The sequence below is a fragment of the Streptomyces sp. HUAS MG56 genome, assembly GCF_058673395.1.
The window spans coordinates 276,782-299,220 of the sequence record NZ_CM178722.1 but is presented as its reverse complement, the minus strand read 5'-3'; the positions used below and the strand labels follow the sequence as shown (position 1 = coordinate 299,220).

At 70.4% G+C, this 22,439-nt stretch carries 25 protein-coding genes and 1 pseudogene; 13 read left to right on the top strand and 13 right to left on the bottom strand.

The features are described 5' to 3' along the window. Window positions 1-13: 13 nt before the first annotated feature. Together AC4OXY_RS01540 and AC4OXY_RS01535 are read left to right on the top strand one after the other, a co-directional pair. Window positions 14-409 (top strand): annotated as a pseudogene (locus tag AC4OXY_RS01540) (helix-turn-helix domain-containing protein); the annotation flags it as partial. Window positions 410-524: 115 nt separating this feature from the next. Continuing rightward, window positions 525-1,478, top strand: a complete 954-nt coding sequence (locus AC4OXY_RS01535; protein WP_491992930.1) for a quinone oxidoreductase family protein — start codon at window positions 525-527, stop codon at window positions 1,476-1,478. Window positions 1,479-1,500: 22 nt separating this feature from the next. Here AC4OXY_RS01535 and AC4OXY_RS01530 read toward each other — a convergent pair whose 3' ends face one another. Continuing rightward, window positions 1,501-1,959 (bottom strand): DUF3237 family protein, encoded by a 459-nt coding sequence (locus AC4OXY_RS01530; protein WP_491992929.1) that lies wholly within the window; start codon window positions 1,957-1,959, stop codon window positions 1,501-1,503. A 130-nt stretch (window positions 1,960-2,089) separates the two neighbouring features. Between AC4OXY_RS01530 and AC4OXY_RS01525 the strand changes: the two genes are divergently transcribed. After that, window positions 2,090-2,386, top strand: coding sequence for a winged helix-turn-helix transcriptional regulator (locus tag AC4OXY_RS01525; protein WP_376289514.1), 297 nt, complete (start codon window positions 2,090-2,092; stop codon window positions 2,384-2,386). Between the two features lie 649 nt (window positions 2,387-3,035). Here AC4OXY_RS01525 and AC4OXY_RS01520 read toward each other — a convergent pair. After that, the gene (locus AC4OXY_RS01520) at window positions 3,036-3,206 is read right to left on the bottom strand and encodes a hypothetical protein (RefSeq protein WP_491992928.1); all 171 of its coding nucleotides are present in this window, start codon (window positions 3,204-3,206) and stop codon (window positions 3,036-3,038) included. A gap of 104 nt (window positions 3,207-3,310) precedes the next feature. Between AC4OXY_RS01520 and AC4OXY_RS01515 the strand changes: the two genes are divergently transcribed. Next, window positions 3,311-3,478: a hypothetical protein gene (locus AC4OXY_RS01515; protein WP_376289512.1), complete on the top strand. Its 168-nt coding sequence runs from the start codon at window positions 3,311-3,313 to the stop codon at window positions 3,476-3,478. Between the two features lie 365 nt (window positions 3,479-3,843). Then, complete coding sequence (locus AC4OXY_RS01510) at window positions 3,844-4,023, top strand: hypothetical protein (protein WP_491992927.1); 180 nt, start codon at window positions 3,844-3,846, stop codon at window positions 4,021-4,023. A 115-nt stretch (window positions 4,024-4,138) separates the two neighbouring features. On the opposite strand, the gene AC4OXY_RS01505 is transcribed toward AC4OXY_RS01510, so the two are convergent. Continuing rightward, window positions 4,139-4,789: a glycerophosphodiester phosphodiesterase gene (locus AC4OXY_RS01505; RefSeq protein ID WP_491994761.1), complete on the bottom strand. Its 651-nt coding sequence runs from the start codon at window positions 4,787-4,789 to the stop codon at window positions 4,139-4,141. A 352-nt stretch (window positions 4,790-5,141) separates the two neighbouring features. Here AC4OXY_RS01505 and AC4OXY_RS01500 point away from each other — a divergent pair, with 352 nt between their 5' ends. Both AC4OXY_RS01500 and AC4OXY_RS01495 read left to right on the top strand, forming a co-directional pair. Next, window positions 5,142-5,630, top strand: a complete 489-nt coding sequence (locus tag AC4OXY_RS01500) for a DUF4142 domain-containing protein (protein WP_491992926.1) — start codon at window positions 5,142-5,144, stop codon at window positions 5,628-5,630. Then, on the top strand, window positions 5,618-5,770 hold the full coding sequence (locus AC4OXY_RS01495; protein ID WP_491992925.1) for a hypothetical protein: 153 nt from the start codon (window positions 5,618-5,620) through the stop codon (window positions 5,768-5,770). Before AC4OXY_RS01500 ends, AC4OXY_RS01495 begins: the two co-directional genes overlap by 13 nt. Here AC4OXY_RS01495 and AC4OXY_RS01490 read toward each other — a convergent pair. After that, window positions 5,754-6,254 carry a hypothetical protein gene (locus AC4OXY_RS01490; RefSeq protein WP_356035146.1) on the bottom strand — a complete coding sequence of 167 codons (501 nt, stop codon included), beginning with the start codon at window positions 6,252-6,254 and terminating at the stop codon, window positions 5,754-5,756. The two genes, AC4OXY_RS01495 and AC4OXY_RS01490, sit on opposite strands and share 17 nt — an antisense overlap. A gap of 229 nt (window positions 6,255-6,483) precedes the next feature. Between AC4OXY_RS01490 and AC4OXY_RS01485 the strand changes: the two genes are divergently transcribed. Both AC4OXY_RS01485 and AC4OXY_RS01480 read left to right on the top strand, forming a co-directional pair. Continuing rightward, window positions 6,484-9,336 carry an AfsR/SARP family transcriptional regulator gene (locus tag AC4OXY_RS01485; RefSeq protein ID WP_362823785.1) on the top strand — a complete coding sequence of 951 codons (2,853 nt, stop codon included), beginning with the start codon at window positions 6,484-6,486 and terminating at the stop codon, window positions 9,334-9,336. Window positions 9,337-9,448: 112 nt separating this feature from the next. Continuing rightward, window positions 9,449-9,985, top strand: coding sequence for an ester cyclase (locus tag AC4OXY_RS01480; RefSeq protein ID WP_356035142.1), 537 nt, complete (start codon window positions 9,449-9,451; stop codon window positions 9,983-9,985). A gap of 67 nt (window positions 9,986-10,052) precedes the next feature. On the opposite strand, the gene AC4OXY_RS01475 is transcribed toward AC4OXY_RS01480, so the two are convergent. The 3 genes from AC4OXY_RS01475 to AC4OXY_RS01465 form a co-directional block, all read right to left on the bottom strand. Beyond that, a complete protein-coding gene (locus AC4OXY_RS01475; protein WP_491992924.1) occupies window positions 10,053-10,370 on the bottom strand; it encodes a hypothetical protein in 318 nt (105 codons plus the stop codon). Window positions 10,371-10,706: 336 nt separating this feature from the next. Further along, window positions 10,707-11,558: an alpha/beta fold hydrolase gene (locus AC4OXY_RS01470; protein ID WP_491992923.1), complete on the bottom strand. Its 852-nt coding sequence runs from the start codon at window positions 11,556-11,558 to the stop codon at window positions 10,707-10,709. 64 nt (window positions 11,559-11,622) lie between these two features. Further along, the gene (locus tag AC4OXY_RS01465; RefSeq protein WP_491992922.1) at window positions 11,623-12,315 is read right to left on the bottom strand and encodes an alpha/beta fold hydrolase; all 693 of its coding nucleotides are present in this window, start codon (window positions 12,313-12,315) and stop codon (window positions 11,623-11,625) included. Window positions 12,316-12,482: 167 nt separating this feature from the next. Between AC4OXY_RS01465 and AC4OXY_RS01460 the strand changes: the two genes are divergently transcribed. Further along, window positions 12,483-13,109 carry a CGNR zinc finger domain-containing protein gene (locus AC4OXY_RS01460; protein ID WP_491992921.1) on the top strand — a complete coding sequence of 209 codons (627 nt, stop codon included), beginning with the start codon at window positions 12,483-12,485 and terminating at the stop codon, window positions 13,107-13,109. 515 nt (window positions 13,110-13,624) lie between these two features. On the opposite strand, the gene AC4OXY_RS01455 is transcribed toward AC4OXY_RS01460, so the two are convergent. Genes AC4OXY_RS01455 through AC4OXY_RS01440 form a run of 4 tightly spaced genes read right to left on the bottom strand, consistent with a single transcriptional unit; the run spans window position 13,625 to window position 17,096 of the window. Next, the gene (locus tag AC4OXY_RS01455) at window positions 13,625-14,872 is read right to left on the bottom strand and encodes a cytochrome P450 (RefSeq protein ID WP_491992920.1); all 1,248 of its coding nucleotides are present in this window, start codon (window positions 14,870-14,872) and stop codon (window positions 13,625-13,627) included. After that, window positions 14,869-16,218, bottom strand: a complete 1,350-nt coding sequence (locus AC4OXY_RS01450) for an NAD(P)/FAD-dependent oxidoreductase (RefSeq protein WP_491992919.1) — start codon at window positions 16,216-16,218, stop codon at window positions 14,869-14,871. Before AC4OXY_RS01450 ends, AC4OXY_RS01455 begins: the two co-directional genes overlap by 4 nt. Next, window positions 16,215-16,430, bottom strand: a complete 216-nt coding sequence (locus AC4OXY_RS01445; protein WP_491992918.1) for a ferredoxin — start codon at window positions 16,428-16,430, stop codon at window positions 16,215-16,217. Before AC4OXY_RS01445 ends, AC4OXY_RS01450 begins: the two co-directional genes overlap by 4 nt. Window positions 16,431-16,469: 39 nt before the next feature. Next, a complete protein-coding gene (locus AC4OXY_RS01440; protein ID WP_491992917.1) occupies window positions 16,470-17,096 on the bottom strand; it encodes a VC0807 family protein in 627 nt (208 codons plus the stop codon). A gap of 499 nt (window positions 17,097-17,595) precedes the next feature. On the opposite strand from AC4OXY_RS01440, the gene AC4OXY_RS01435 reads away from it, so the two are divergent. The 3 genes from AC4OXY_RS01435 to AC4OXY_RS01425 all read left to right on the top strand — a co-directional run bounded on the left by AC4OXY_RS01435 (window position 17,596) and on the right by AC4OXY_RS01425 (window position 19,861). After that, on the top strand, window positions 17,596-17,721 hold the full coding sequence (locus AC4OXY_RS01435) for a hypothetical protein (RefSeq protein WP_356035125.1): 126 nt from the start codon (window positions 17,596-17,598) through the stop codon (window positions 17,719-17,721). A gap of 275 nt (window positions 17,722-17,996) precedes the next feature. Next, window positions 17,997-19,166, top strand: a complete 1,170-nt coding sequence (locus tag AC4OXY_RS01430) for a sensor histidine kinase (RefSeq protein WP_491992916.1) — start codon at window positions 17,997-17,999, stop codon at window positions 19,164-19,166. After that, complete coding sequence (locus AC4OXY_RS01425) at window positions 19,163-19,861, top strand: response regulator (RefSeq protein ID WP_491992915.1); 699 nt, start codon at window positions 19,163-19,165, stop codon at window positions 19,859-19,861. The genes AC4OXY_RS01430 and AC4OXY_RS01425 overlap by 4 nt, the downstream gene beginning before the upstream one ends. Window positions 19,862-20,963: 1,102 nt before the next feature. On the opposite strand, the gene AC4OXY_RS01420 is transcribed toward AC4OXY_RS01425, so the two are convergent. Together AC4OXY_RS01420 and AC4OXY_RS01415 are read right to left on the bottom strand one after the other, a co-directional pair. Then, a complete protein-coding gene (locus AC4OXY_RS01420; RefSeq protein ID WP_491992914.1) occupies window positions 20,964-21,503 on the bottom strand; it encodes a hypothetical protein in 540 nt (179 codons plus the stop codon). Window positions 21,504-21,531: 28 nt separating this feature from the next. Then, window positions 21,532-22,245 (bottom strand): SDR family NAD(P)-dependent oxidoreductase, encoded by a 714-nt coding sequence (locus AC4OXY_RS01415; RefSeq protein WP_376289477.1) that lies wholly within the window; start codon window positions 22,243-22,245, stop codon window positions 21,532-21,534. Window positions 22,246-22,439: the final 194 nt, after the last annotated feature.

Below are 22,439 nucleotides of genomic sequence, written 5' to 3'. Positions count from 1 at the left end.
CACAGGCACCCTCGACGAACCCGGTCAAGATGCGGTGCTCGACCGGCTCCTCGACCTTGTGCTCGTGCTGGCCCTGCGGACCTGGTGTGCCGGAGCGAATACGGCGCCCGCGTGGTACCGGGCCCTGGCCGATCCGGCGATCCGTCAGGCGGTACGACTGCTGCACGAGGAGCACGGCCGTCGGTGGACGGTCGCCGAACTGGCCACCCACGTCGGCATGTCACGTGCGGCCTTCGCGGCCCGCTTTCCCGCCCTGGTCGGCGAACCCCCGCTCGCCTACCTCACCGGCTGGCGAATGACCATGGCAGCAGACCTGCTCCGGGATGGCGAGGTGACCGTGGCCGCCGTGGCCCACGAGGTCGGCTACGAAGACCCCTTCGCCTTCAGTGTGGCGTTCAAACGCGCCTGAGGCGTCAGCCCCTCGGCCTGGCGCCGGCAAGCACACCGGCCGTGAAGCGGTCACCGCAAAAAAAATGTCCTCACTGCGCTCATACGATTCCCGGGGAGGCGCCATCGTGCGTGCCATGCGCTATGACCGGTTCGGTGGACCGGAGGTCTTGGAGGAGGTCGAGATGCCCGACCCGGTAGCGGGTGTGGGCGAGACCTTGGTCGAGGTGGAGGCCTCGGGCGTCAACTTCGGCGACATCAAACAGATCGCGGGTGAACTCACCGACGGCCCCTATGCGATGAAAGGACCCCTGCCGCACGTCCCTGGTATGGAGGTCGTCGGCCGGACAGCAGACGGTCGCCGAGTCCTCGGATACGTCCGGCAGGGAGGCTACGCCGCAAAGACCGTGGTCTGCGACCGCGACTTGGCCCTTGTGCCGCAAGGTGTGAGCGCCGGGGCGGCCCTGGCTCTGCTCGTCCAGGGCCTGACTGCGTGGCACCTGTTGCGGTCGGTGGCCCACCCGCGACCCGGGCAGAGCGTCGTGGTTCACTCCGCCGCGGGCGGGACGGGCAGCCTGGCGGTTCAGCTGGCCCGCGAGTTCGGGGCGGGCCGGGTCATCGCGACGGCGTCGTCCGAAGAGAAGCGTGCCCTCACCCTCGAACTCGGTGCGGACGTAGCCATCGACAGCGGCGCGGAAAACTACCGGGAGCGGGTCCTTGATGCCAATCACGGACAACCGGTCGACGTCATTCTCGATGCCGTCGGCGGACCGGTACTCGACGCCGCACTGGACACGCTCGGGTTTCTGGGACGGCTCGTGACCTACGGAGCCTCGTCCCGGCGCGCTGCCACCGCCGTCCTGCCATCCCGCCTCGCAGTGGACAGCATCACGGTTGGCGGGTTCTGGCTCATCCCACTCATCACCCGAAACGGTGCGGGCGGTAGGCCACTTGAGGAGCTACTCGCCCTCACGGCGAGCGGCCGCCTGCGACCGCTGGTCGGCTCGGAGTACGACCTCGGACGCGCTCGCGATGCGCACGAGGACCTCTTGGCGCGTCGGACGAAGGGCAAGCTGGTCTTGCTTCCCTGAGCCCGGCCGACCCGCTGTTGACTCAATCCACGCGGTAGATCTGGTACTCGATGGTGCGTGGTCCGGCCAGTCGGCCCTCACCGACGAACAGACTCTGGGTGAGCCAGCGGTACTGGGGGGCGCCGGTGTCGAACTGGGCGACCATCCGCATGTGCTGGTCGCCGAACCTGGTTTCCCGCCCTTCCCCCAGCGCGAGCAGGAATGCCGGGCTCTCCCGGATCAGCGCGTTGTCGTAGCTCAGCATGATCACTTCACCGTCGCCGTCGGCCAGCGTCACTCGCAGGTCCTGTCGGCGCACCTGGTCCGCGCCGAGCCGGATCCAGTCCATCCCGGGAGTGACCAGCGTGGCGTCGATCCGCTCACCGATGAGGCGCGCCGTGTTCACCTGCCAGCACAGTCGTGCCCCCAAAGGGCTGCCGGTGGTCGGACCCCATGGGCCGTCGATGGTTTCCCGGTAGATCATCTCCGGTACCAGTTCCATGTCGGCTCCAATCGCTTCGAATTCCGAACCACTATCATGGTTCGATATGCGAAGCGCAAGCGGTTCTGGAGCGGTCGAGGGTGCACCGAGGCCGGGCCGACCCGTGCGCGGGTCGAGCACCGGTCGGCCGATGATGGCTGCGCTGGACCTGCTGGGCCGCCGGTGGACGCTGCGTGTGATCTGGGAACTTCAGCAGGAACCGGCCGGCTTTCGCGAGCTGCGCCGACGTGCGGACGACATGTCCTCCAGCGTGTTGGCCGATCGGCTGAGCGAGCTGTCCGAGGCGGGCATCGTGACCACCGACACCGACGGCGTCTACCACCTCACCGAACTGGGTAACGCACTCCGCCCCTCACTCGAACCCCTGCGCGCCTGGGCAGAACGGTGGTCGGCCGAGCTGTCCGTCCATCGGGGAGGCGACAGCTGAGGGCGAACACCGACGCATGCCGACGACTCCGGTGAGGGCTTGGATCCTTTTGGTGGTCTCGGCTGCAGTGCGGTCAGGGGAGGCGGGGAGAGCGTCGAGGGCCATCGGCACGGCCGCGCGGGCGAGCAGGCGGGCGACCTGCGACAACACGTCATCTCCCGCTGTGCCGTGTTCCGCCTGCGTCCAGCCGGGCTTGTGCAGCTCGTACTGGCCGTACGGCTCGTCAGGACTCTCAAGGCTTCCGTCGCGCGCCGGGCGAGCTTCGCGCGAGTGTCGACGGTGAACCGGGAACGGTTGCGGTAGGCGTAGACGCCGGCGGCGGCCGCCACGATCCCGGCGGCCACGGGATAGGCGCGGGCCAGGCGCGCGGCACCGTACAGGCCGTAGCCGGTCCCCATGACCATGGTGACGCCGGCCTCCATGCCGGCCTCCGCCCTGCCGATCCGTCCCAGAGCGGCCCGTACGTCTCTCCACCCCGGTACGGCGATGCCCTTGCGGATCGGGTCCGGGTCCTCATGGGCAGCCCAGGCACGGAGACGACGTGCAGCAGCGGCACGTACTGCTGCCACCACAGCCGCTTTGCCGCCGCGAGATCGAAGGCGCCGCCCTCGCGCTTGAGATCGGCCAGCGCACGGGGGACCTTCGCCCACTAGTGCGGGATACAGCCGCGCAGCGTGCCGTACCGCATCTCGGCGAGGATCGAGGACGGCCGGCCGCGGATCACCGCCGCGGTGACGTCCGTCGTGAGCACCGACGTGTCGAAGACCCCGAGCAGAGGCCGACACCGGTCGTCGGGCGGGGGCGGGCGTAGAGGCTGCACATGACGGGAGCGTAGGCCCCCAGCAGGGCCCTGGCGCATGGGTTTTCCCGGAGGCGGAACCTTGGCAGGACCAGGCTGTCAGCGGGGTGGGCCATCATCGGTGGATGCCGCAGAAGAAGCCCCTCCCGCCGACCTACCGAGAGCGCCTCCTGGAGCAGCTCGATGCGATCGAGCGGGACTACCTCGCTGTGCTGGATACCTCCGAGATCGAGTACGTGAACCCGAACAGGCCGGGGGAGGCTTTCATCCTCGACGCCGCGAACTGGGGCTGAGCACCGAGCGGCCCGGCGCTGGAGTCCCAGCGGATGGACCTGCTGCGTCGCCTGTGGGGCTGGGAGCCGCGGTTCCGGCTGCTGTTCCCGCACCCGACTCCCGAGGCGGCTCGGACCGATCTGCCCGGTGTAGGCGGCGAGGTCAGGATTGTCGATCAGAGCGTTGGCGTCGACGGCCGGGCGCACCGGCCACGGGTCCATCGGCAGCAGATCGGTCAGGCTCCGCAGTTGCTGCACCGACGCCTGCAGGAGCTCCACCGCCTCTGTCATGTACTGCGGGACGGACCAGTCGGACCACTACATGGCGCACCTGCTGCCGGTCGTGCTGCGCGAGCTGGATGACAAGAAGCGGGCCGGACGGACGGATGTCCAAGTCCGAAGCGTTGCCCGACTGGCTCGACCTGGACGTCCCGGACGACCGGTTCATCGCCTCGACGCTGCTCTTGCAGGCCCGGCACCCCGGCACTGCGTGGTACGTCGCCACCAGCGACATCAGCCTCCGGACCAAACTGCACGCCGTCCCGGTGCCGTTCATCGAGCCCTGACCGTACGGCCCGAGATCGCCCGGCAGGAGGTGAGGCCTGTGCGGCTCACAGCTCATTTCCGCAGGTAGACGAGGAGCCGTCCCGCGACGGCGAGGCCGGGGCTGGACCCCTGAGGTCAGGCCGTGGCCTCGACCAGCCGCTTCATGCCGGGCTCGTCGGTCACGCAGCCCACCAGGCCGAGCGTCCGGGCCAGCGCCAGATCGCGCTCGTCGTTGACGGTCCAGGCCATCACGTGGATGCCGGCGGCGCCGCACTTCTCCACGATCGCCTGGTTCAGCTGGCGCAGCTCCACGCTGACCAGGGTGGAACCGACCTTCTGGGCGCGGCCGACGAAGGTGTCGCGGTGCGCGCTGGGGCCTGCCACCAGCACGGTGCGGGCCTGCGGCAGCAGGTGGTGGATCTCGATCAGCGCCGCGTCGTGGAACGACAGCACCGAGACCCGGTCCAGCAGGTCGCGGTCGGTGAGCACCCGGGCCAGCGACCGGGCGGCGGCCACGTCCTTGATCTCCGCCTGGATCGGCAGCGTCGGCCCGACGGCGTCCAGCACCTCCTCGAAGGTGGGGATGCGCTCGCCGAGTCCGGCGTCGAGCTTCTTGAGCGTCTGCAACTCCTGGTCGGCGATCGGACCGGAGCCGTCCGTCGTACGGTCCAGGGTCTCGTCGTGCATGACGACCAGCGCGCCGTCCTTGCTCAGGTGCAGGTCCAGTTCGATGCCGTCCAGACCCTCGCGCTCGGCCCGCAGGGTGTTCTCCGGCTCGGCGGCCATGACACCGCAATGGGCGTCCTTGGGTGTGGTGGTCCGGGGCCGCCGCACGAGCGCCGTACCCCCGCCGCGCAGCGGGCCACCGCCCGGCGCAGCGCCCAAGCCCAATGGGCCGTACGGCCGCACGCTTTCTGAGGCGTGGTCACGCCGACCGCTGCACCGGATGTGGGCATCGGGGTCCTCGGTTGCCGACCGATTCAACCGGGTGAACCATGGCATAGGTGCAGTTTTCATCCTTCGAGTAATGAGGATGGGGTTTTCGCCGGGGCTTGCGCGTGCGACCCGTGGAGGACTCATGTACACGACTCGATCCCGTGCCCGTTCCGCCGCCGTTTGCGCCGCTACCCTGTGCGTCATGGGTGCCACGTCGCTCCCGGCTCTCGCTTCCTCGTCGCCCTCACCGTCGACGGTCTCCGTTCTGGACAGGCAGCTCCTGACCGCGGCCCACCAGGGAAATCTGTGGGAGATCACGACCAGCCAGCAGGCTCAGAGCGCCGCGACCACCGCCTGCGTCAAGCGGGTGAGCGCCGACTTCATCCGCGACCACCGCGTCCTTGACGCCGGTGTCGTCAAGGCCGCGGCAAGGCTCGGCGTGGCACTGCCGTCCGGGCAGTCGGGCGCGCAATTGAGGCAAACCGCTGCCCTCAAGTCCCTTGCCGGCACGTCGGCGTACGATGCCGCGTGGCTCAAGGCCCAGTACCCGGCCCACGTGCAGACCCTCGCGCTCGTCGACAAGGTGATCGCCTCGGGTACCAGCCCGCTCGTTAAGTCCCTGGCCAAGAGCGCGCGCCCGGTGGTCGCACGCCACACCCAGATGGTCAACCACGGCGTGTGTCAGGCGTAGACGGCGTCAACGACAACGCCGACCTGGAACGCACGCTCGTCCCCGACGCCACCCGGCCCCGGATCACCCCGGCTGCTGAGCTGCGGGGCCGTCGGCGGCTGTCGGCGGCCCCCTGCTGGCGGGTCAGCCCAGTCCGCTGACGGTGCCGCCGTAGATTCCGTTGTCGACGGACAGGGCGTAGCCGTCGCCGTTGCTGAGGTACCAGTGGGCGAAGGAGCCGTAGGCGTTTCCGAACCGGAGCACGACCCGGTTCGAGGACCAGGAGACGACAGTGACACCGATACAGTTCGCGCCGTTGCCGTCGCTGTAACCGGCCTCGAAGTTGTTGTCGTCGATGAAGTAGAGCTGGTTGCCGTAGGCGTTGCCGTTGTCGGTGTACGTCCCGCAGCTCGTGACGTTGTTGTCGGCCCCCGCGGGCGCGGTGGTCCCGAAGCCGGAGCCGCTGACCGTGATCGTCGGTGAGGCCACCCCGGGGCCGTGAGTGCCGCTGAACGTGACCGAGGTGATCGAGGGCTGCGCCGCAGCTGCGGCGGTACCGGCCTCGGCGGGCGCGGCCGTCGCCGCCAGACCCGCAGTGAGTGTCAGCGCCGTTGCGGCCAGCGCGATTCTGTGTGCCATGCTCATCTGTGCGTTCTCCTTTGGACGGTGGGACAGGGCACGTGACCGGTGCCCGGGCTGAGGGGATGTGTGTCTTCGTGGTCCTGTGCAGGACGTTCCTCACTGTGACGGGGCGGCATTTCAACCGTCTTACAGTTTTTCCGGATTTCAACCGGTCTGCGATCCTCCTGTGGTCGGGTCCGCCGGCCCCGCGGAGGGATCCGCTGACGCTCCGGCCCACAAGGCGGGTGAACCGGTGATCCTCTGCCGAGTCCTCGGCCCGATCGAGGTCGAGATCGACGGTGTGCCGGTGGAACTCGGCGGGCCGCTTCCCCGCAGGCTGCTGGCAGCGCTCGCGGCCGGTGCGGGGGCACCGGTAGCTCTGTCGGCGCTGGCCGAGGTGGTCTGGGACACCGAGCTGACGGCCGAGGTCACGAACGCGATCCGGGTCACGGTCCATCGGCTGCGCAGCGCGCTGGGCCCGGGGGAGCGGGCGTGCCTGGAGTCGACCCGGCAGGGCTATCGGCTCGCGCTGACGCCGGAGGCGACCGACCACGGCCTGTTCGAGCAGCAGGTCGAGCGAGGCATGGCAGAACTGGCCGACGCCGATCCCTCCGGCGCCGTACGGACATTGGAGGCGGCGCTGGCTCTGTGGCGGGGCCGTCCTTGGGCGGAGCTGGGTGAGTCGCTGCACGTCTTGGGACTGCGGGCGCGGATGACGGAGCTGCGGGAGATCGCGGTGGAGGAACTGGAGGCAGCGCGGCTGGCCCGTGGCGACACCGCTCGGGCGGTCGCGGCCCTGAGCCAGTCGGTGATCGAGGCGCCGTACCGCGAAAGGCGTTGGGAACTGCTCGCCCTGGGCCTGTATCGCAGCGGCCGGCAAGGGCACGCGCTGGCGGAGTTACGGCGCGTGCGCGGGCTGCTCGTCGAGGAGCTGGGTGCAGAACCCGGCCCGGCGTTAAGGGCGTTGGAGCGGCGCATGCTCGCGCACGACCCGAGTCTGCTGGCCGTGCCGGCGGCGGCACGGCCGGATGAATCGCCGTCCGCCGAGCCGGATCCGCCGCCTCCAGCGGTTCCCCGGCCTCTGCTCCGGCCCCTCACTCGGCTGATCGGCCGCGTTCGGGAACTGTCCCTGTTGGACACGGCACTCACCGAATCCCGCCTCGTCACGATCATCGGACCAGCGGGCGTCGGCAAGACCCGCCTCGCCGTCGAGCAGGTCGCCGACCGCGCCGACGCCCGGCTCGTGCGGCTGGCCGACATCCGCGGTGCGGAGATGATCGCACCCAGCATCGCCGTGGCCGTGGGCGTGGCGCACACCACCGGCGATCCGCTCGCCGCGGTCGCCCGTGTGCTCGCCGACCGGCACGAGGTGCTGGTGCTGGACAACTGCGAGCACCTTACCGACGCGCTCGCCGATGTCGTACTGCCGCTGCTCGCACAGTGTCCCGGGCTGCGGATCCTGGCGACCGGCCGATGGCCGCTGGGCCTGGACGGTGAGCGGGTGCTCACGCTGGCGCCGCTGCCGGTCGGCGGCGAGGACGGCACGGCGGTGGAGCTGCTGTTCGACCGGGTGCGCGCCCATCGCGCGGGCTGGATCCCCACCGCACACGACACCGACGCGGCCGTCGCCGTCTGCACCGCGCTCGACGGGCTGCCCCTGGCGATCGAACTGGCCGCCGCGAGGGCGCGGTCGTTCGGTCTGGCCGACATCGCCGCGTATGTGCACGAGCGGCTCGACGCCCTCGGCGCCCCGGCGCGCGGCTCGGTGTCGCCGCACGACTCGCTGTCGGCCGCCATTGCCTGGAGTGTCGATCAACTCCCCGATGAGGAGCGCATGTTGCTGGTGCGGCTGTGGCCGTTCGACGGCGGCTTCTCCTGGCAGGCGGCCGCAGCGGTCGGTCCGGCCGACGCCGACGGCGCGGTGTTCGCGGGTCTGGCCGCGCTGGTCGACCGGTCGGTGCTCACCGCCGATGTGTCCTGCGGGCAGGTGCGCTACCGCCTGCTGGAGACCATCCGCCGGTACTGCCGCGACATCGATCCCGACCGCGACGCCACGCGCGAGGCGCACGCCGAGTGGGTACGGTCCTTCGTCGCCGGCCAGGCCCCGCTGCTGACCGGGCCCCGGTCCGGGCAGGCCACGCACGCGCTGGCGGGCGAACTGGCCAACATCCGGGCCGGTATCGCCCACGACCTGGCACACGCTCCCGTGCAAGCCCTGCGTACGACAGGCGTGTTGCGCTATCTGTGGGTGATGGCCGGACCGGTGCCCGAGGGGAGGCGCCTGCTGCGACGAGCCCTCGACGCGTGTCCCGAGGCTCCACCCGCCGATCGTGCGACCGCGTTGATCGGGCTGTCCGTGACCTCCAGCCATGTCGGTGACACCGACGCCGCGCTCAGCGCCGCCGACACCGCGCTCGATCTGCTCGACGAGGAGGATCCGGCACACGACGAGTTGCTGCTGGAGGCACACCTGCGCCGCTGCAACGCCCTCGCCGACACGGAGGCGGGCGAGCGTATGCGCGCCGCGGCACTGGCGTTCCAGGCGGCCTGCGACCGCCGGGACCCTCCGGGTTCCCTGCGCGCGACGGCGCTGTGGGGCATCGCTCTCGTCCACTTCCAGGACGGGGACACGGCTGCCGTGACCGAGACCCTGAGCAGGGCGCGCGAGATCGCCGCCGGGTGCGGATTCACCCCGGGGGCGGCCATCAGCGATCTCCAACTGGCCTGGTATCTCCTGGCCGACGAGCAGGGAGCCGAGGCGGGGGCGCGCCGAGCGCTGGAGCTGCTGGTGCGCGCGGTGGCCGCTTTCGAACAGCAACCCAACGGCTCCGACGAGTTGGGGGCCCTGTACGCGGGCGTCTTCGCCTTGGCCGTACTCGGGGCCCGCGACACGGCCGCGCGGCTGCACGCGGCGGTCACCGACCACGCCGAACGCGGCGGCACCGATCCGGGCCGGTACATGCGCTTCGCCGGACCGAGCCTGGAGGACCGGGTGAAACGGCTGCTCGCGTCGATCCCTCCCGTGGCGAGCGGCGGCACGATGGCCTGGGCGGAGATGGTGACGCTGTTCACCGGCGCGGCCGGCACCCTGTCCGCACCGTCGTGACCCGCCCTGCCGGAGGGCACTTCAGGTGTAAGCGTGCTGAAATGCCGGCCGGGCACCGTGGGGGACGTGCTGCGCTCCAGGAACAGGACGCAGGAACAGGACGGAGGAGAGCATGACCGATCCCCCGCTCACCGCACGCGACATCGCGGTCCGCTGCGTGCGGATGATGGCCGACGGCAGCCTCGCCGACTTCGAGAAGCTCGTCCACCCCGATGCCGTGAACCGCGAGAGCCGAGCCGAGCCACCGGCGGCTCGCGGCCGGGGACCGCGGGCCTTCCACGCCAGCGCACTGTGGCTGCGCGCCGCCTACTCCGACCTGGGGTGGACGATCGAGGAGGCGGTGGCCGACGGTGACCTCGTGGTCCTGCACACCACCATGTCAGGCCGGCACACGGGCACGTTCGTCACGTACGACGAGAACGCCGCCCCCTCCGGGGCGTTCCCCGCGACCGGCAGGACCTTCGCCGTCACCCAGACGCACTGGTGCCGCATCGCCGACGGCCAGTTGATCGAGCACTGGGCCAATCGAGACGACCTCGGCCAGGCTCTGCAACTGGGCTGGGCGCCACCCACGGCCCTCTACGTCCTGCGCATGCGGCGAGCCATGCGCCGGGCCCGGCGCGACCACGCCCGGGTGGGGACACCGTGAAGGTCTGAATGACGGCGCGCTGTAACGGTGCCCCGAGTCCGCCACCGCGTACTGCTGAGGTCGCCCATCACCTCACGGAGAGCAGCTCCTGGGCCGGCCGGCCGGGCGGCGTGGGCAGCGGGTGGACGGATTTCGCGGCCACGCACCCGCTCAGCCCGGCAATCGTGGACTGACGCCACAGCCCACGGGAAGCAAAGGGGGAGTACTGCCGGTGACCACCGGCCACCCCCGCCCGGCAGGCAGCGCCCCCGGCGCTCGGCCCCGCATCCACGAGGACCAGAACGCCGCCGTCACCGCCTGCACCCGCCGGCGCAACGCCCGCGTCGATGGCCTCGACGATCTCCGCCGGACGAGCTTCGAAGGCCGCCGCGTCGGGGACGTTCACCCGCCTGGTCCGGTGGAGGAGTCGAGTCCAGCGCCTGGTCGGCCCCGCCGCGAACACGGCGGCCCGCCCGGCCGGATCCCGGCCTCTCCGCTCCATCACCGGAACAGGAGTGCACCCATGCGCCTCTACGCTCGGACTCCGGCACGCCGGAGCCGCCAGGTGCTCGCTGACCTGGTCGCCTTGGCCCTCATCGCGGTCGCGGTGGCGTTCGCGATGACGGTGAACGGCGTGATCATGCGGCTGGCCGAGACAGGGCGCAAGGCGCGGACAGCTCGCCACTCGAAGATCACCACCGGACGCTCATCCCAAGGAGTTGATCGGTTGCCCGACGCTCTCTCAGGTGAGGAACTCGTCGATGGCTGCCGCGATCTCCTCGGCGTGCGTCTCAAGGGCGAAGTGGCCGGTGTCCAGGAGGCGGATGACGGCGTCGGGGAGGTCGCGCTTGAACGCCTCTGCGCCGGCGGGCAGGAAGAACGGGTCGTTCCGGCCCCACGTGGCCAGGAACGGCGGCTGGTGCTTCCGGAAGTACTCCTGGAAGGCCGGGTAGAGCGCGACGTTGGTGTGGTAGTCGCCGAAGAGATCCAGTTGAATCTCGTCGGCGCCGGGTCGCGCCAGGTACGCGTCGTCAAGTGTCATGCCGTCCGGCGAGACCGCAGTCGGATCGGCCGTACCGTGCGTGTACTGCCAGCGGGTGGTGTCGGGCGACAGCAAGCCGCGCAGCGCGTCGCGGTTGGCCGGCGACCGGTCCTGCCAGTAGGCACGGATCGGGTTCCAGCCCTCGCTCAGACCTTCCTCGTAGGCGTTGCCGTTCTGCGAGATGATCGCGATGATCCGCTCCGGGTGCTTGGCCGCGATCCGGAAGCCGGTCGGCGCGCCGTAGTCGAAGACGTAGAGCGCGAAACGGTCCAGGCCGATCACCTCGGTGAAGCGGTCGATGACGCCCGCGATGTGCTCGAAGGTGTAGTCGAAGTCGATGCGCGGCGGCATGTCGGACTGGCCGAAACCGGGCAGGTCTGGGGCCACGAGGTGGAACCGTCCGGCCAGGTGGGGAATGAGGTCGCGAAACATGTGGCTCGCGCTCGGGAAGCCGTGCAGCAGAAGCAGTGTCGGAGCGTCGGTGGGCCCGGCCTCGCGGTAGAAGATGTTCAGGCCGTCGACGTTCGCCGAGCGATAGGCGATGGAGGTCATGATGTTTCTCCCTTGACTTTGTAACTGATGAAATGCCTCTAGTCAGGTTACTTTCCCGACTTGGTCACGAGGGCTCCCCGGTCGTCGATGCGCTGCGGGCGGCGTCCAGGATGATGTCCGCGACGACGTCGGGGGCGGTGACCATCGGCGCATGGTCGACCGGCTTCGACACCTGGCGGGCCGACATGCGCTCGGCCATGAACCGCTGGGTCTCGGGGGCGATCATGCGGTCCTCCTCGGCCACGAGGAACCAGCTCGGCCGGTCCTTCCATAGCGGTCGCTGCACCTCCGTAGTGATGTTGGACAGGGCGATCGGCCGCTGGGCGGCTGCGAGAAGTGCCTGCTCCTCGGCCGTGGCGTGCTGGGCGAACGCGGCTGCGAACGCCTCCCGCGGGAGCCAGATCAGGCCCTCGGGGTCGGGGTCGAGCGCGGGGGCCTTCGGATGCGGTTCGGCGCGGCCGAAGACCGCGGCGACCGTCTCGCCCTCATCCGGTGCGAGCGCGGCAACGTACACGAGGGCTTGCACCTTCGGATTGCGTGTCTCGGCGATCACTGCGCCGGCATAGGCGTGGCCGACCAGCACGACCTGGCCCTCGACCCGATCGAGCGTCCGCTCCAGCGCAGCCACGTCCTCCGCCAGTGATGTCAGCGGCAGCTGCGCCGCGACCACGTTCGCACCCGCATCCTGCAGGGGTCCGATCACCTTGCTCCAGCTCGAACCGTCCGCCCATGCGCCGTGTACGAGCGCCACGGACACGCCGTTCAGGGGCATTTCCCACTCCTCTGGATCCGGTCGCCTCGAAGTCCGACACCTAACCTCCTTGCGACAATTTGAAGGTTAGATAGTCGGTTCGTAACTTGTCAAGATCGGACAGGGTGGTTACTCTTGATTCGAGGCTGACATCGACCCATGGAGCGTGTTCCGTGTCGGACCACCGGCCGCCGGCCATCTTCATCGCCGACGCCCTCGGCCTGGACTTTCTGAACTCGGTCGCCACCCCGGCAGGTACCCAGGTCGACTGGATCGCCGACGGCGAGGGTCTGATGGCATGGCTGGACCAGGCTGAATTGGTGCCGGCCGAGGTGCTTGAGAAGCTGCGAGCGGAGGCCATGCCGGGGGAGATGGACCATGTCGCCGCCCAGGCGAGAACCCTTCGTGAGTGGTTCCGGGGGTTCGTCGATGTACGGAAGGGGCGGTCCGTCCGGTCCGAGGACGCCCGCGATCTGGAGCCGCTGAATCAACTGCTCGCACGCGATGAGCAGTTCGTGCGGGTCGTGGCCGGCGGGCCCGCAGGCCCCGACGGTCTGGAACTTCGCACGGAGCGCCGATGGCGGACACCGGATTCGCTGCTGCTGCCGATCGGGCAGGCACTGGCGACGGTCGCCAGCCAGGAGGACTTCACGAACGTCAAGGCGTGCCAGGGATTGACCTGCACACTGGTGTTCGCCGACCATACGCGGAGCCGCGCTCGCCGCTGGTGCAGCATGGCGACCTGCGGCAACCGCGCGAAGCAAGAGGCCCACCGAAACCGCGCCAAGGCACCACGCTGAGGTCGGCGACTCCGGCCGGGGCACCGCAGATTCCGTGACCGCCTGAGGGCCTGGCTCCGCCGGGGACGGGGGCAGGTGTCTCGTGAGCGGATCCGGATGGAGGCCGCCGAGCAATTCGCCGCAGGTGCCTCCACGCGGCATCGCCTCTGTCATCGCTGTTCGCCTGGCGCGCGGCCTGGCGATCCGCCGACCATGGCGGTGAGTTCCGCGGCCACTGCGGCAACGTCGGGTGCCGTCCCTACTCCGAGTCAGATCGCAGAATCCCGTTGATCACCTGCCGGTGGTCGCATCAACGCCCGCTGCGACCACCGGACTTCGGCAGACATGGCTCAAGCCCGCATCCACTCGTCTTCGGTCAGGTCTCCCTGCCCCACGACCAGAGCAACGATCTGATCGCCAGACAGTCACAAGATCCGCCGGACAGCAGACCCTGGAGCCCCTGATGCGGTCGATGAGGTGCAGGGGGCTCGCAGGCGTGTCAGGCGCCCGAGCAGTCCGCCCCGCTCTCGCCGCGGTCAGCCGGTGGGGGTGATGCCGTCGTGGGCGACGCGGACTTCCTCGGGCCCGCGCAGCAGCATGTTCGGCCGGTATGGCGGCGGGTCGGCGACCGGGCGCGGGTTACTCAGCCGCGTCGCGATCGCGGTCAGCGCGGCCTGCCCCTCCATCCGGGCCAGCGCGGCACCGAGGCAGTAGTGCACGCCGCCGCCGAAGGCGAGGTGCGCGTTGCCGGTCCGCTCCGGCCAGAACCGGTCCGGGGCGGCGAAGCGGCGCGGGTCGCGGTTGCCCGCAGCGAGCATCAGGGTGATGCGGTCGCCGGCCGGAACGACCTGGCCCGCGACGCGGATGTCGGCGGTGGTGTGCCGGCCGTTCATCTGCACCGGAGGGTCGAAGCGCAGTACCTCCTCCACGACGGCCGGTGCCAGGCCGGGGTCGGCGCGCAGCCGGGCGAGCACGTCCGGGTTGCGCAGCAGGGCGAGGGTTCCGTTGGCAATCAGGTTCACGGTGGTCTCGTGGCCCGCGATGAGCAGCAGGCCCAGCGTGGCGGCGAGTTCGACGTCGACCATCCGGGTCGCCGGGTCGCCGTCGGTGAGCAGGCCGGAGACCAGGTCCGTGGCCGGGGTGGCGCGACGCTCCTCGATCATGGGCAGCAGGTACGCCAGCCAGTCCGCCCGGGTCACCTCCAGTTCCGCGATCTCCTGCTTGCTCAGGGTCTCGACCGGGTCGAGCGCGCGGGTGAGGCGACCCGCGAAGGAGTGGAACACCGGTTCCTCCTCCGGCGGCACGCCGAGCAGCGCACAGATCACGGCCACCGGCAGCGGATAGGCCAGCGACGCGACCACGTCGATCTCACCCGGGCCGGAGCCGCCGTGCTGGTCGAGCAAGCCCGCGACCATGGCCTCGATGTGCGGGCGCATGCCCAGGATGCGCGGCGCGAACTGATGCACCGTCTGTGCGCGCAGCGCGTCGTGGTGCGGCGGGTCCAGGAGCAGGAACGGCCCGCGGAACGGCCTGCCGTCCGAGCCGAGCGGGCCGGACGGGCCGGACGGGCCGTCGGCGGGGGCCGCGTCCTGGGCGCTGAGCCGGGGGTCGCGCAGCAGCGCGCTGATCTCGCAGTGGCCGGAGACGAGCCAGGTGTGCGCGTCGAGTTGCCAGATCGGCTCCCTGGTGAGTTCGGCGAAGTACGGGTAGGGGTCGTGCCGGTTGGCGTGGTCGAGAAGCCGGCCGAACAGGGCGGCGGCGGGGTAGGGGCGGGCGCTGGTCACGGTCGTCCTCCGTGTCCTAGGGCTGCGATGTCGGAGAGGGAACGGGACAGTGCCGGGCCGAGGAAGCCCGCGCCGAGCACGGAGCTCCCCCCGGGTGAGTCGGTGGCGTTGATCGCGGGCGGGAACGCCGCCCGCTCGGTGACGAGGGCGGCGTAACCGTCCATGACACGCGGCGAGTCGACCGCGACCGCACCGACGGTGATCCCGTCGCGGCCGTACGCGGCGACGAACGGACCGGACGTGAAGGAGCCCTGGGTGAGCGCGACCTCGTCGGCGAGCTGCGGAAGTCCGACGGACTTGATGTTCATACCGAACTGGTCGGACCAGAAGGCGGGCAGCGCCGCGGTGTGCCGCAGGTCCGACGGCGGGCGGGTGAGATTGTGCGCGACGACCTCCGCCTGGTCCACGGCGTTGGCCCAGTGCTCCAGCGACTGCGGTCCGGAGTCGAAGAGCGGATGCCGCGACCGCGCCACATCACCCGCGACGTACACCCCCGGTACGACGGCGCCACCCGTGTCGACGGCGCGGCAGGCCGTGTCGCAGTCGACGCCGCCCGTGTCGGCGCCGAGCCCGCTGCCGGTGAGCCATTCGGTGTTGCGGACCGATCCGGTGGCGACCACGGCGACATCGGCCTCGACGTCATCCCCGTTGGACAGCCGGGCCCGCCGCATCCGGCCGTCGGTACCGCCCTCCAGCGCGCTGACGGTGGTGCCGAGGCGCAGATCCACCCCGTGCGCCCGCTGCCGCGCCCCGATGACCGCCCCGACGGTCCCGCCGAGCGCGCCCGCCAGCGGCGCGGTGCCGCGGTGGGTAACGGTGACCGGGATGCCGAGGTCCCGGCAGCTCGACGCCACCTCCGAGCCGGTGAAGCCGCCGCCGATGACGAGCACCCGGAACGGCCCGGAGGTGAGGTCGGCGCGCAACCGGTCGGCGTCGTCGCGGCCCCGCAGCACATGCACCCCGCCGAGCGCCGCTTCGTCGGCGAGCGGCCAGGGCCGGGCCCGGCATCCGGTGGCGATGACGAGCGCGTCGAAGCGGACGGCGCGGCCGTCGGCAAGGTGCACGCAGTGGTCGGGCAGGTTGAGCCCGGTCGCGGCCACGCCGAGCAGCCAGCGGGCGTTCAGGTCCCGGCTCCGCGGCAGCTGCACCCGGTCGGTGCCGATCCACCCGGACAGCACCGCCTTGGACAGCGGCGGGCGGTCGTAGGGTTCGTGCGGCTCGTCGCCGATCAGCACGAGCTCGCCGGTGAACCCGTTCGCCCGCAGCGACTCCGCAGTGCGCAGGCCTGCCAGCGACGCGCCGACGATGACAATCCGCCGGAGGCTCCCTCGGTTCGGGCCGGTCATTCACACACCTCCCCGGCGCCGGCCGCCCGACCCAGGGTGATCGCCTGCATCGGGCAGGCCAGTGCGGCCCGCTCCACGGCCCGGTCGGACTCCGCGTCCGGCACGTGGTCGTACTCCAGCGACTCCGTGCCCCGGAACCGGAACACTTTCGGCGCCGCGTACACGCACTGCCCATAGCTCTGGCAGCGGTTCAGGTCGACAACGACCCGCATGACAAGCCCCCTTTCCGGTGGCGATGACTGTCGGATCCGTCAGGAGCCGGCCGCGGCGCGCTGCGGCCCAGCCTTCCCGGGCTCGGCCTGCTCCTTCTTCATCGACCAGACGGTCCACAGCGTCAGCCCGCCCATGAAGGTGACCATGAGCAGCTGCGAGACGTTGGATGCGACTCGGATCGGCAGCAGGTAGACGGCTGCGATGCGCAGCGAGGCGTCGATCAGCAGCGTGGTGCCCCAGACCAGGGTGACGCGGCGCCAGCGGGCCCGCATGGCACTCGTATTCGCGGTGGAATGGAACTGTGCCGCCTGCTCCGAGCCGGCCTCGCCGGCGAATCGCAGGGCGGCGTAATAGGCGAGAGGACGCCTGACAACGCAGCTGCCGACGAGCACCAGGCCGGCTGTGGCGGACTGCGCCGAGTCCTTGGCGAGGACGAACCGGGCGTCACCCGTGGTGAAACTCAGCAGCAGACTCGCGCCGAACAGGAAGACCAGGAACAGTGCGAACGGATCGATGCGGCGCTGCCGGATCGCCACCCAGAGCACGCGTAAGCCGGCGACGGCGGTGCCTGCCAGCAGCGCAATGTAGGTGTTCGCCCCGAGCAGTTCGGCGGCGAAGTAGGCGATGGCCGAAAGGCCGACATCGTAGAAGAGCGTGGCGACCATCGCACGCACCACGGAGCCGGATCGCCGTGTGGTGGTGCCGGTTTCGGTGCGGGCAGCCGGACCGGACGGGTTCGAGGACATGGCAACTCCCAGTCGTGAATGGGCAGGTGGAGGGTTGACGCTCTTTTCCGGGCCGGGAACGAAGGTGCGACAGCCGGCGGAATTTCCCGTTTCGAACCAGGCCGACGCTATGTCAGTCCGCGGTGCCGGACATGCGGCGTCCGCCGTAGATCCGGGTGGAGTCGTTTCTCCACCCGGATCTACACCACTCGCCGCAGGACGTCCGTGCCGGGAGGCCCTAGCTTCTCCGCCAGAGCACTTCCAACGCGCGGATCAGCGGAGGCGATTGAGATGAGCGGCCCTGTGGAGATCGTGTTGGTCGTGGCGGCGGTGGGCTACCTGCTGGTCCGCCGCAGGGCGGGGGAGCCGGCACAGGGCAAGCGGATGCTGATGCTGCCGGCCGTGCTGCGCCCTGATCGGCTGGTCGGAAGTGTCCGGGATGGTCCGCACGCCGTCGTCCGTGCCGTACCTGGCCGCCGCCGCGGCGATCAGCGTCGCGTTCGGAGCACTGCGCGGTGCCAGCGTGCGCGTCTCCCGGCACGACGGCTACGCTTTCGTCCAGTAGACGGGCATCACGGTCGCGCTGTGGGCGCTGAACCTGGCGGTCGGGTTCGGCGGGAAGTTCGCACTCCGCTCGTTCGACCCGAAGGACGAGGGCACGATCGGCGACGGCCTGCTGCTCACCCTCGGGCTGGGCATCCTGGCCGAGGGCCTGGCGGCCCTCTACCGATCGATGCGCTGCGGAAGTCAGGTGATGTGGAGTCAGGACCACGTGTTCGGACGGAACACTCGACCCGAGGCGCCTCGCCGACCACCACTGACGATCTGGACCCCGCCACGATGACCAGCACCGAAAAGCGGCCGCCGGCTCCGGCCGGGCCCTTCTGGGATGAAGTGGTCCGGCCGGTCCTCACGATCGTCGCGATCACCCTTACCGTTGCCCAGTGGCCGTCCCGCCGCATCCTGCTGCCCGCGGTCGCGCTGCCGCTGTTCGTCCTCGCCTCGATCGGCGCGGTCGGCTCGCTGTTCCCGTGGACCCGACTGAGCAACCGTCAGCAGCTCGCCACGATGACCGCCTCGATGCTGTCCGCTTCGATGCTGCTGCCGCTCGTGCACGCGACCGACGCGGCCTCGCTCCTCCCGTACATCGCCGCGTCCACGGCGGGCTGGAAGCTCGGCTCCCCCCGGGCCGCCGTCGGTGTCGCCGTGACCGGTTCGCTCGTCGCGACTGGCGCAACCTGGCTCGTCCAACTCCGAGTGCCCGACGCACCGCAGTGGCCGTGGTGGGCTTTGTTGTCCGCCGGCCTGCCCGTCTACATCGGAATGTCCACGCGGTACCGGCTCGACGCGCTGCGCAGCGCCGAGCGCGCGGCTGAGGAGGCTCAGCGTGCCCGGGAGTCCGAGGCGCGCGAGGCCGCGCTGATCGAACGCGGGCGCATCGCCCGCGAGATTCACGATGTGCTCGGCCACTCGCTGTCCGGGATCGCGATGCAACTGGACCTGGCCGACGCGCTGCACGAGGGCGGCCGGGAGGAGGAGGCGACAGCGGCCGTGCGCCGGGCTCGCGCGCTCGCCGTGGACAGTATCGGCGAGACCCGCCGCGCGGTGCACGCCCTGCGCGCGGGCACCCTGCCGCTGCCGGACACGCTGCGCCAACTCGCCGAACATCACGGGGCCGACTTCGCGATCACCGGTGCGGGTGGTGAGGGCGATCCCATCGGTGCCGAGGCGACGCACACGGTCGTCCGGGTGGCGCAGGAGGCGCTGACCAATGCGGCCAAGTACGCTCCGGGCGCGGAGCGCAGCATGCGCCTGGCCCTCACCGCCGACCGCGTCACGCTGACTATGCGCAACGGACCCGCGACCGGGCCCCGCCGAGGCGAGCTGGCCGGCGGCACCGGGGTCGGCCTGGTCGGCATGCGCGAACGCGCCGCATTGCTGGGCGGGACCCTGCAGGCGGAGCCGACCCGGGAGGGCGGCTGGATGGTGGAACTGGAGCTGCCTCGATGACCGGCAACCGCACCGGCGCCATCACCCTGGTGGTCGTCGACGACCAGGCGACCATCCGCGAGGCTCTCGCGGTCATGCTCGACCTCGCCGAGGACGTGACCGTGGTGGCCACCGCGGCCAACGGCGCGGAAGCGGTCGCGGCCGCCGAGGGGCACCATCCCGACGTGCTGCTGATGGATCTCAACATGCCGGTCATGGACGGGGTGGAGGCCACGCAGCGGATCCTCCGGGACCGACCGGACAGCAACATCCTCGTATTGACCACCTTCGACGACGACGAGTCCATCCTGGCCGCGCTGCAGGCCGGTGCGAACGGCTACCTGACCAAGGAGGCCGATCGCAACATGATCCTGAACGCCGTGCGCACCGCGGCCCAGGGCCAGACCGTGCTCGCCCCCGAGGTACAGCGCCGCCTGCTGACCCTCGCCTCGCGGCCCGTGCCCGCACCGGCCACTCCGCACCCGGCCACCGCCCCGTCCCCGCCGGGCGACCGGACCGCCAACCTGACCGCGCGGGAACGCGAGATCCTCGGGCTGATCGGTGAGGGCCTGCGCAACCCGGAGATCGCGGCACGGCTGGTGATCAGCGAGGCCACGGTGAAGACGCACATCAACAACCTGTTCGCCAAGGCGGACCTGCACTCCCGCGCCGACGCGGTCCGCTATGCCCTGCGCCGCCATTACCAGGAGAAGTAGAGGCAGGCTGAAAACTCGTCACGGCACCTGCAGGGTCACACATTTCGTGGCACCGTTGGGCGGGGACGTCGTCGAACATGTCGTCCATCGCCTGTGTGACAGCGGGCCGGTTTTCGGGTCGGGTCGCGTTGAGGACCGCGTTGGTGAGGTCGATCAGGTCGATGTCCCCGAACAGCTCGGTCAGGTCCGCGATGGGCTCCGGGTCCAGGACTGTGCTGTCGGGGCGTTCGCTGTCCAGGTAGCAGCTCATGGCGTCGACGTAGTCGGCGAGCCGGCAGGCCATGGCCGGGGTGACGTCCACCGACCATCTCTTGGACGGCGAATGCCTTGCGTCAGCCGCGTCGAGTGCTTGTTCCCGATGCAGCCATGGCATGATCGCAACCTTCGCGGCCCCGGAGATTGCCGCATCTTGGGGCAGCGGGGTCGCGCTGAGCCACGCGCCGGGCGACCGCGTTGACGTGGGACGGCTGGGCCAAGGACCGAGACGGCCCGGCATCCCCGTTCCCGTAACGAGCCACCGACGAAATACGGTTCTCCAGGTGACGGAAATGCCAGTCGTAGGGTCAGCCGGCCGGACGGCCGCCCCGTAGGAATTGATTCCACCTCCCCGACCGAGCCCAACAGCCCAGCCAGAACCTGGACCAGGCGACTGGGCCGCACCCTGCTACGGCGACCTGCAGCGGACCCGGGATCCAGCCCGAACGGGCCGAGACAGTGCTCCCGCCTCAATGTCGTGACCTTGGCGTCGGAGCTGGCCGCCGGCGAACGGGTCAAGCTGATGCGCCTCAGCTACAGCGACACCGCCGGCAGGAGGGGACTTCGCCCTCTACCTGATGGTGTCCCGCGAAGTGCAACGCCGTTGCATCAGCCGTCAGGCCCGGTCACCTGGACCGACAACGGCACCGGCCCGCCACGGGAAGCAGCCGGCCACCCGGTCCATCAGGCCCTCGAAACCCGCTCCAGCCACTGCCCGGGCGCTACCGTGACGGCGGCCGCCGCTTCCTGATCACGGGGCACGCCCCGTCATACAGCGACGGCCATCATCATGTCCGAACCCGGCCCCCACCTCGCCGACCAGCGCCGACACCACCCGGATCACGAACTACAGCTGCCGTGAGAACACGGAAACCCTGCTCAGCAACCAGAAAGCGCTGCTCGTGCCGACGCCGTAGGCGAGGTGGGCGGTCAGATCGTCACCCAGCGTCTTGGTGTCGTACGTCCAGATGGGTTTGTAGAGTCCCGCGATCGGAAGCAACACATATCCGCTGAGCCACACGAGCGCACCGTACGGGAGCCCGTAGAGGACGTGGGGCTTGCGCAGCGAGGCGCTGACGACGCCGTAGCAGACCGCGTTGCCCATTCCATAGGCCCAGTGCATGAACGCGCTGATGGGGAACGCCGCGCTGTCCGGCAGCTTCCGCAGGGTGAAGGCTTCGGCCAGGCGCTTTCCGACCTGCCCGGGATCCGGCGCCTCCTGCCAGGTGCGGACCTGGGCGAACTCCCAGCGCAGTGCGTTGTGTTCGCCGCCGGTCCGGCGCTGGCGCAGGAACCGCACGGTGTCCATGCAGAGGGTGCCGATCACTCCCGCAGCGAGACCCGCACCGACAGCGCCGAGCGGAGTCAGCTGCTTGCGAGTGCGCATAGGTCGATCACTCCCGATTCCGGTTCTTTCAGAAGCCGGCGCTCTGGCCGCCGTCGACGTGCAGGATCTCGCCGGTGACGAACGAGGCCTGTTCGAGGTACATGATGGCCTCGACGACGTCGTCGACCTCGCCCATCCGCCCGAGCGGGTGCAGCGCGGCGAGCGTGCCGCCCGGGTCGTCCGGGTGCATCGGAGTGCGGATGACGCCGAGTGAGACGGCGTTGGCGCGGATGCGGCGCGCCGCGTATTCGATGGCCAGCTCCTTCGTCGCCGCGACCAGGCCGCCTTTGGTCAGCGAGGCGAGCGCCGCGGGTATGCGCGCGTTGGCACGGTCGACCAGCGTGGTCGACACGCACAGGACGTGCCCGCCGTCGCCGCCCGCGAGCATCGCGGAGATGGCGCTGCGCGTGACGTCGAAGAAGCCGCGCAGGTTGACGCCGATCACCAGGTCGTAGTCGGCGTCGGTGTATTCGGTGAATGGTTTCTCCCGGTAGACGCCGGCGTTGTTCACCAGCGTGTCGATCCGGCCGAAGCGGTCCAGCGCCTGCGCGACGATCTGCGCACCGGTACCGGGCCGACTCAGGTCGCCGGGCACGGCGAGTACGTCCGGATCGTGCGACGAGGGGATGGACCGGGCGGTCACGACGACGGCGTACCCGCGCCTGCGGTACGCGTCGGCGACGGCCGCGCCGATGCCCTGTGAAGCCCCGGTGACGATTGCCACCTTCTTCTCCGCGCTCATGGGTATGTCCAAGCTGAGGTACTCGCGCTGGAAGTCTCCGGCTCACGGCGGGCCACACGCGGCGACGGCGCCCACCGGCTCTCACTCTACGTCTCGCCGAGCCCCGGCGCCGCGCAGAACTCTTCGGGTGCGGCCGGCGGCCGACCGTACGACGCTGGAGACACCGGCCTGTCGAGCGTGGGAGGAGCACAGGT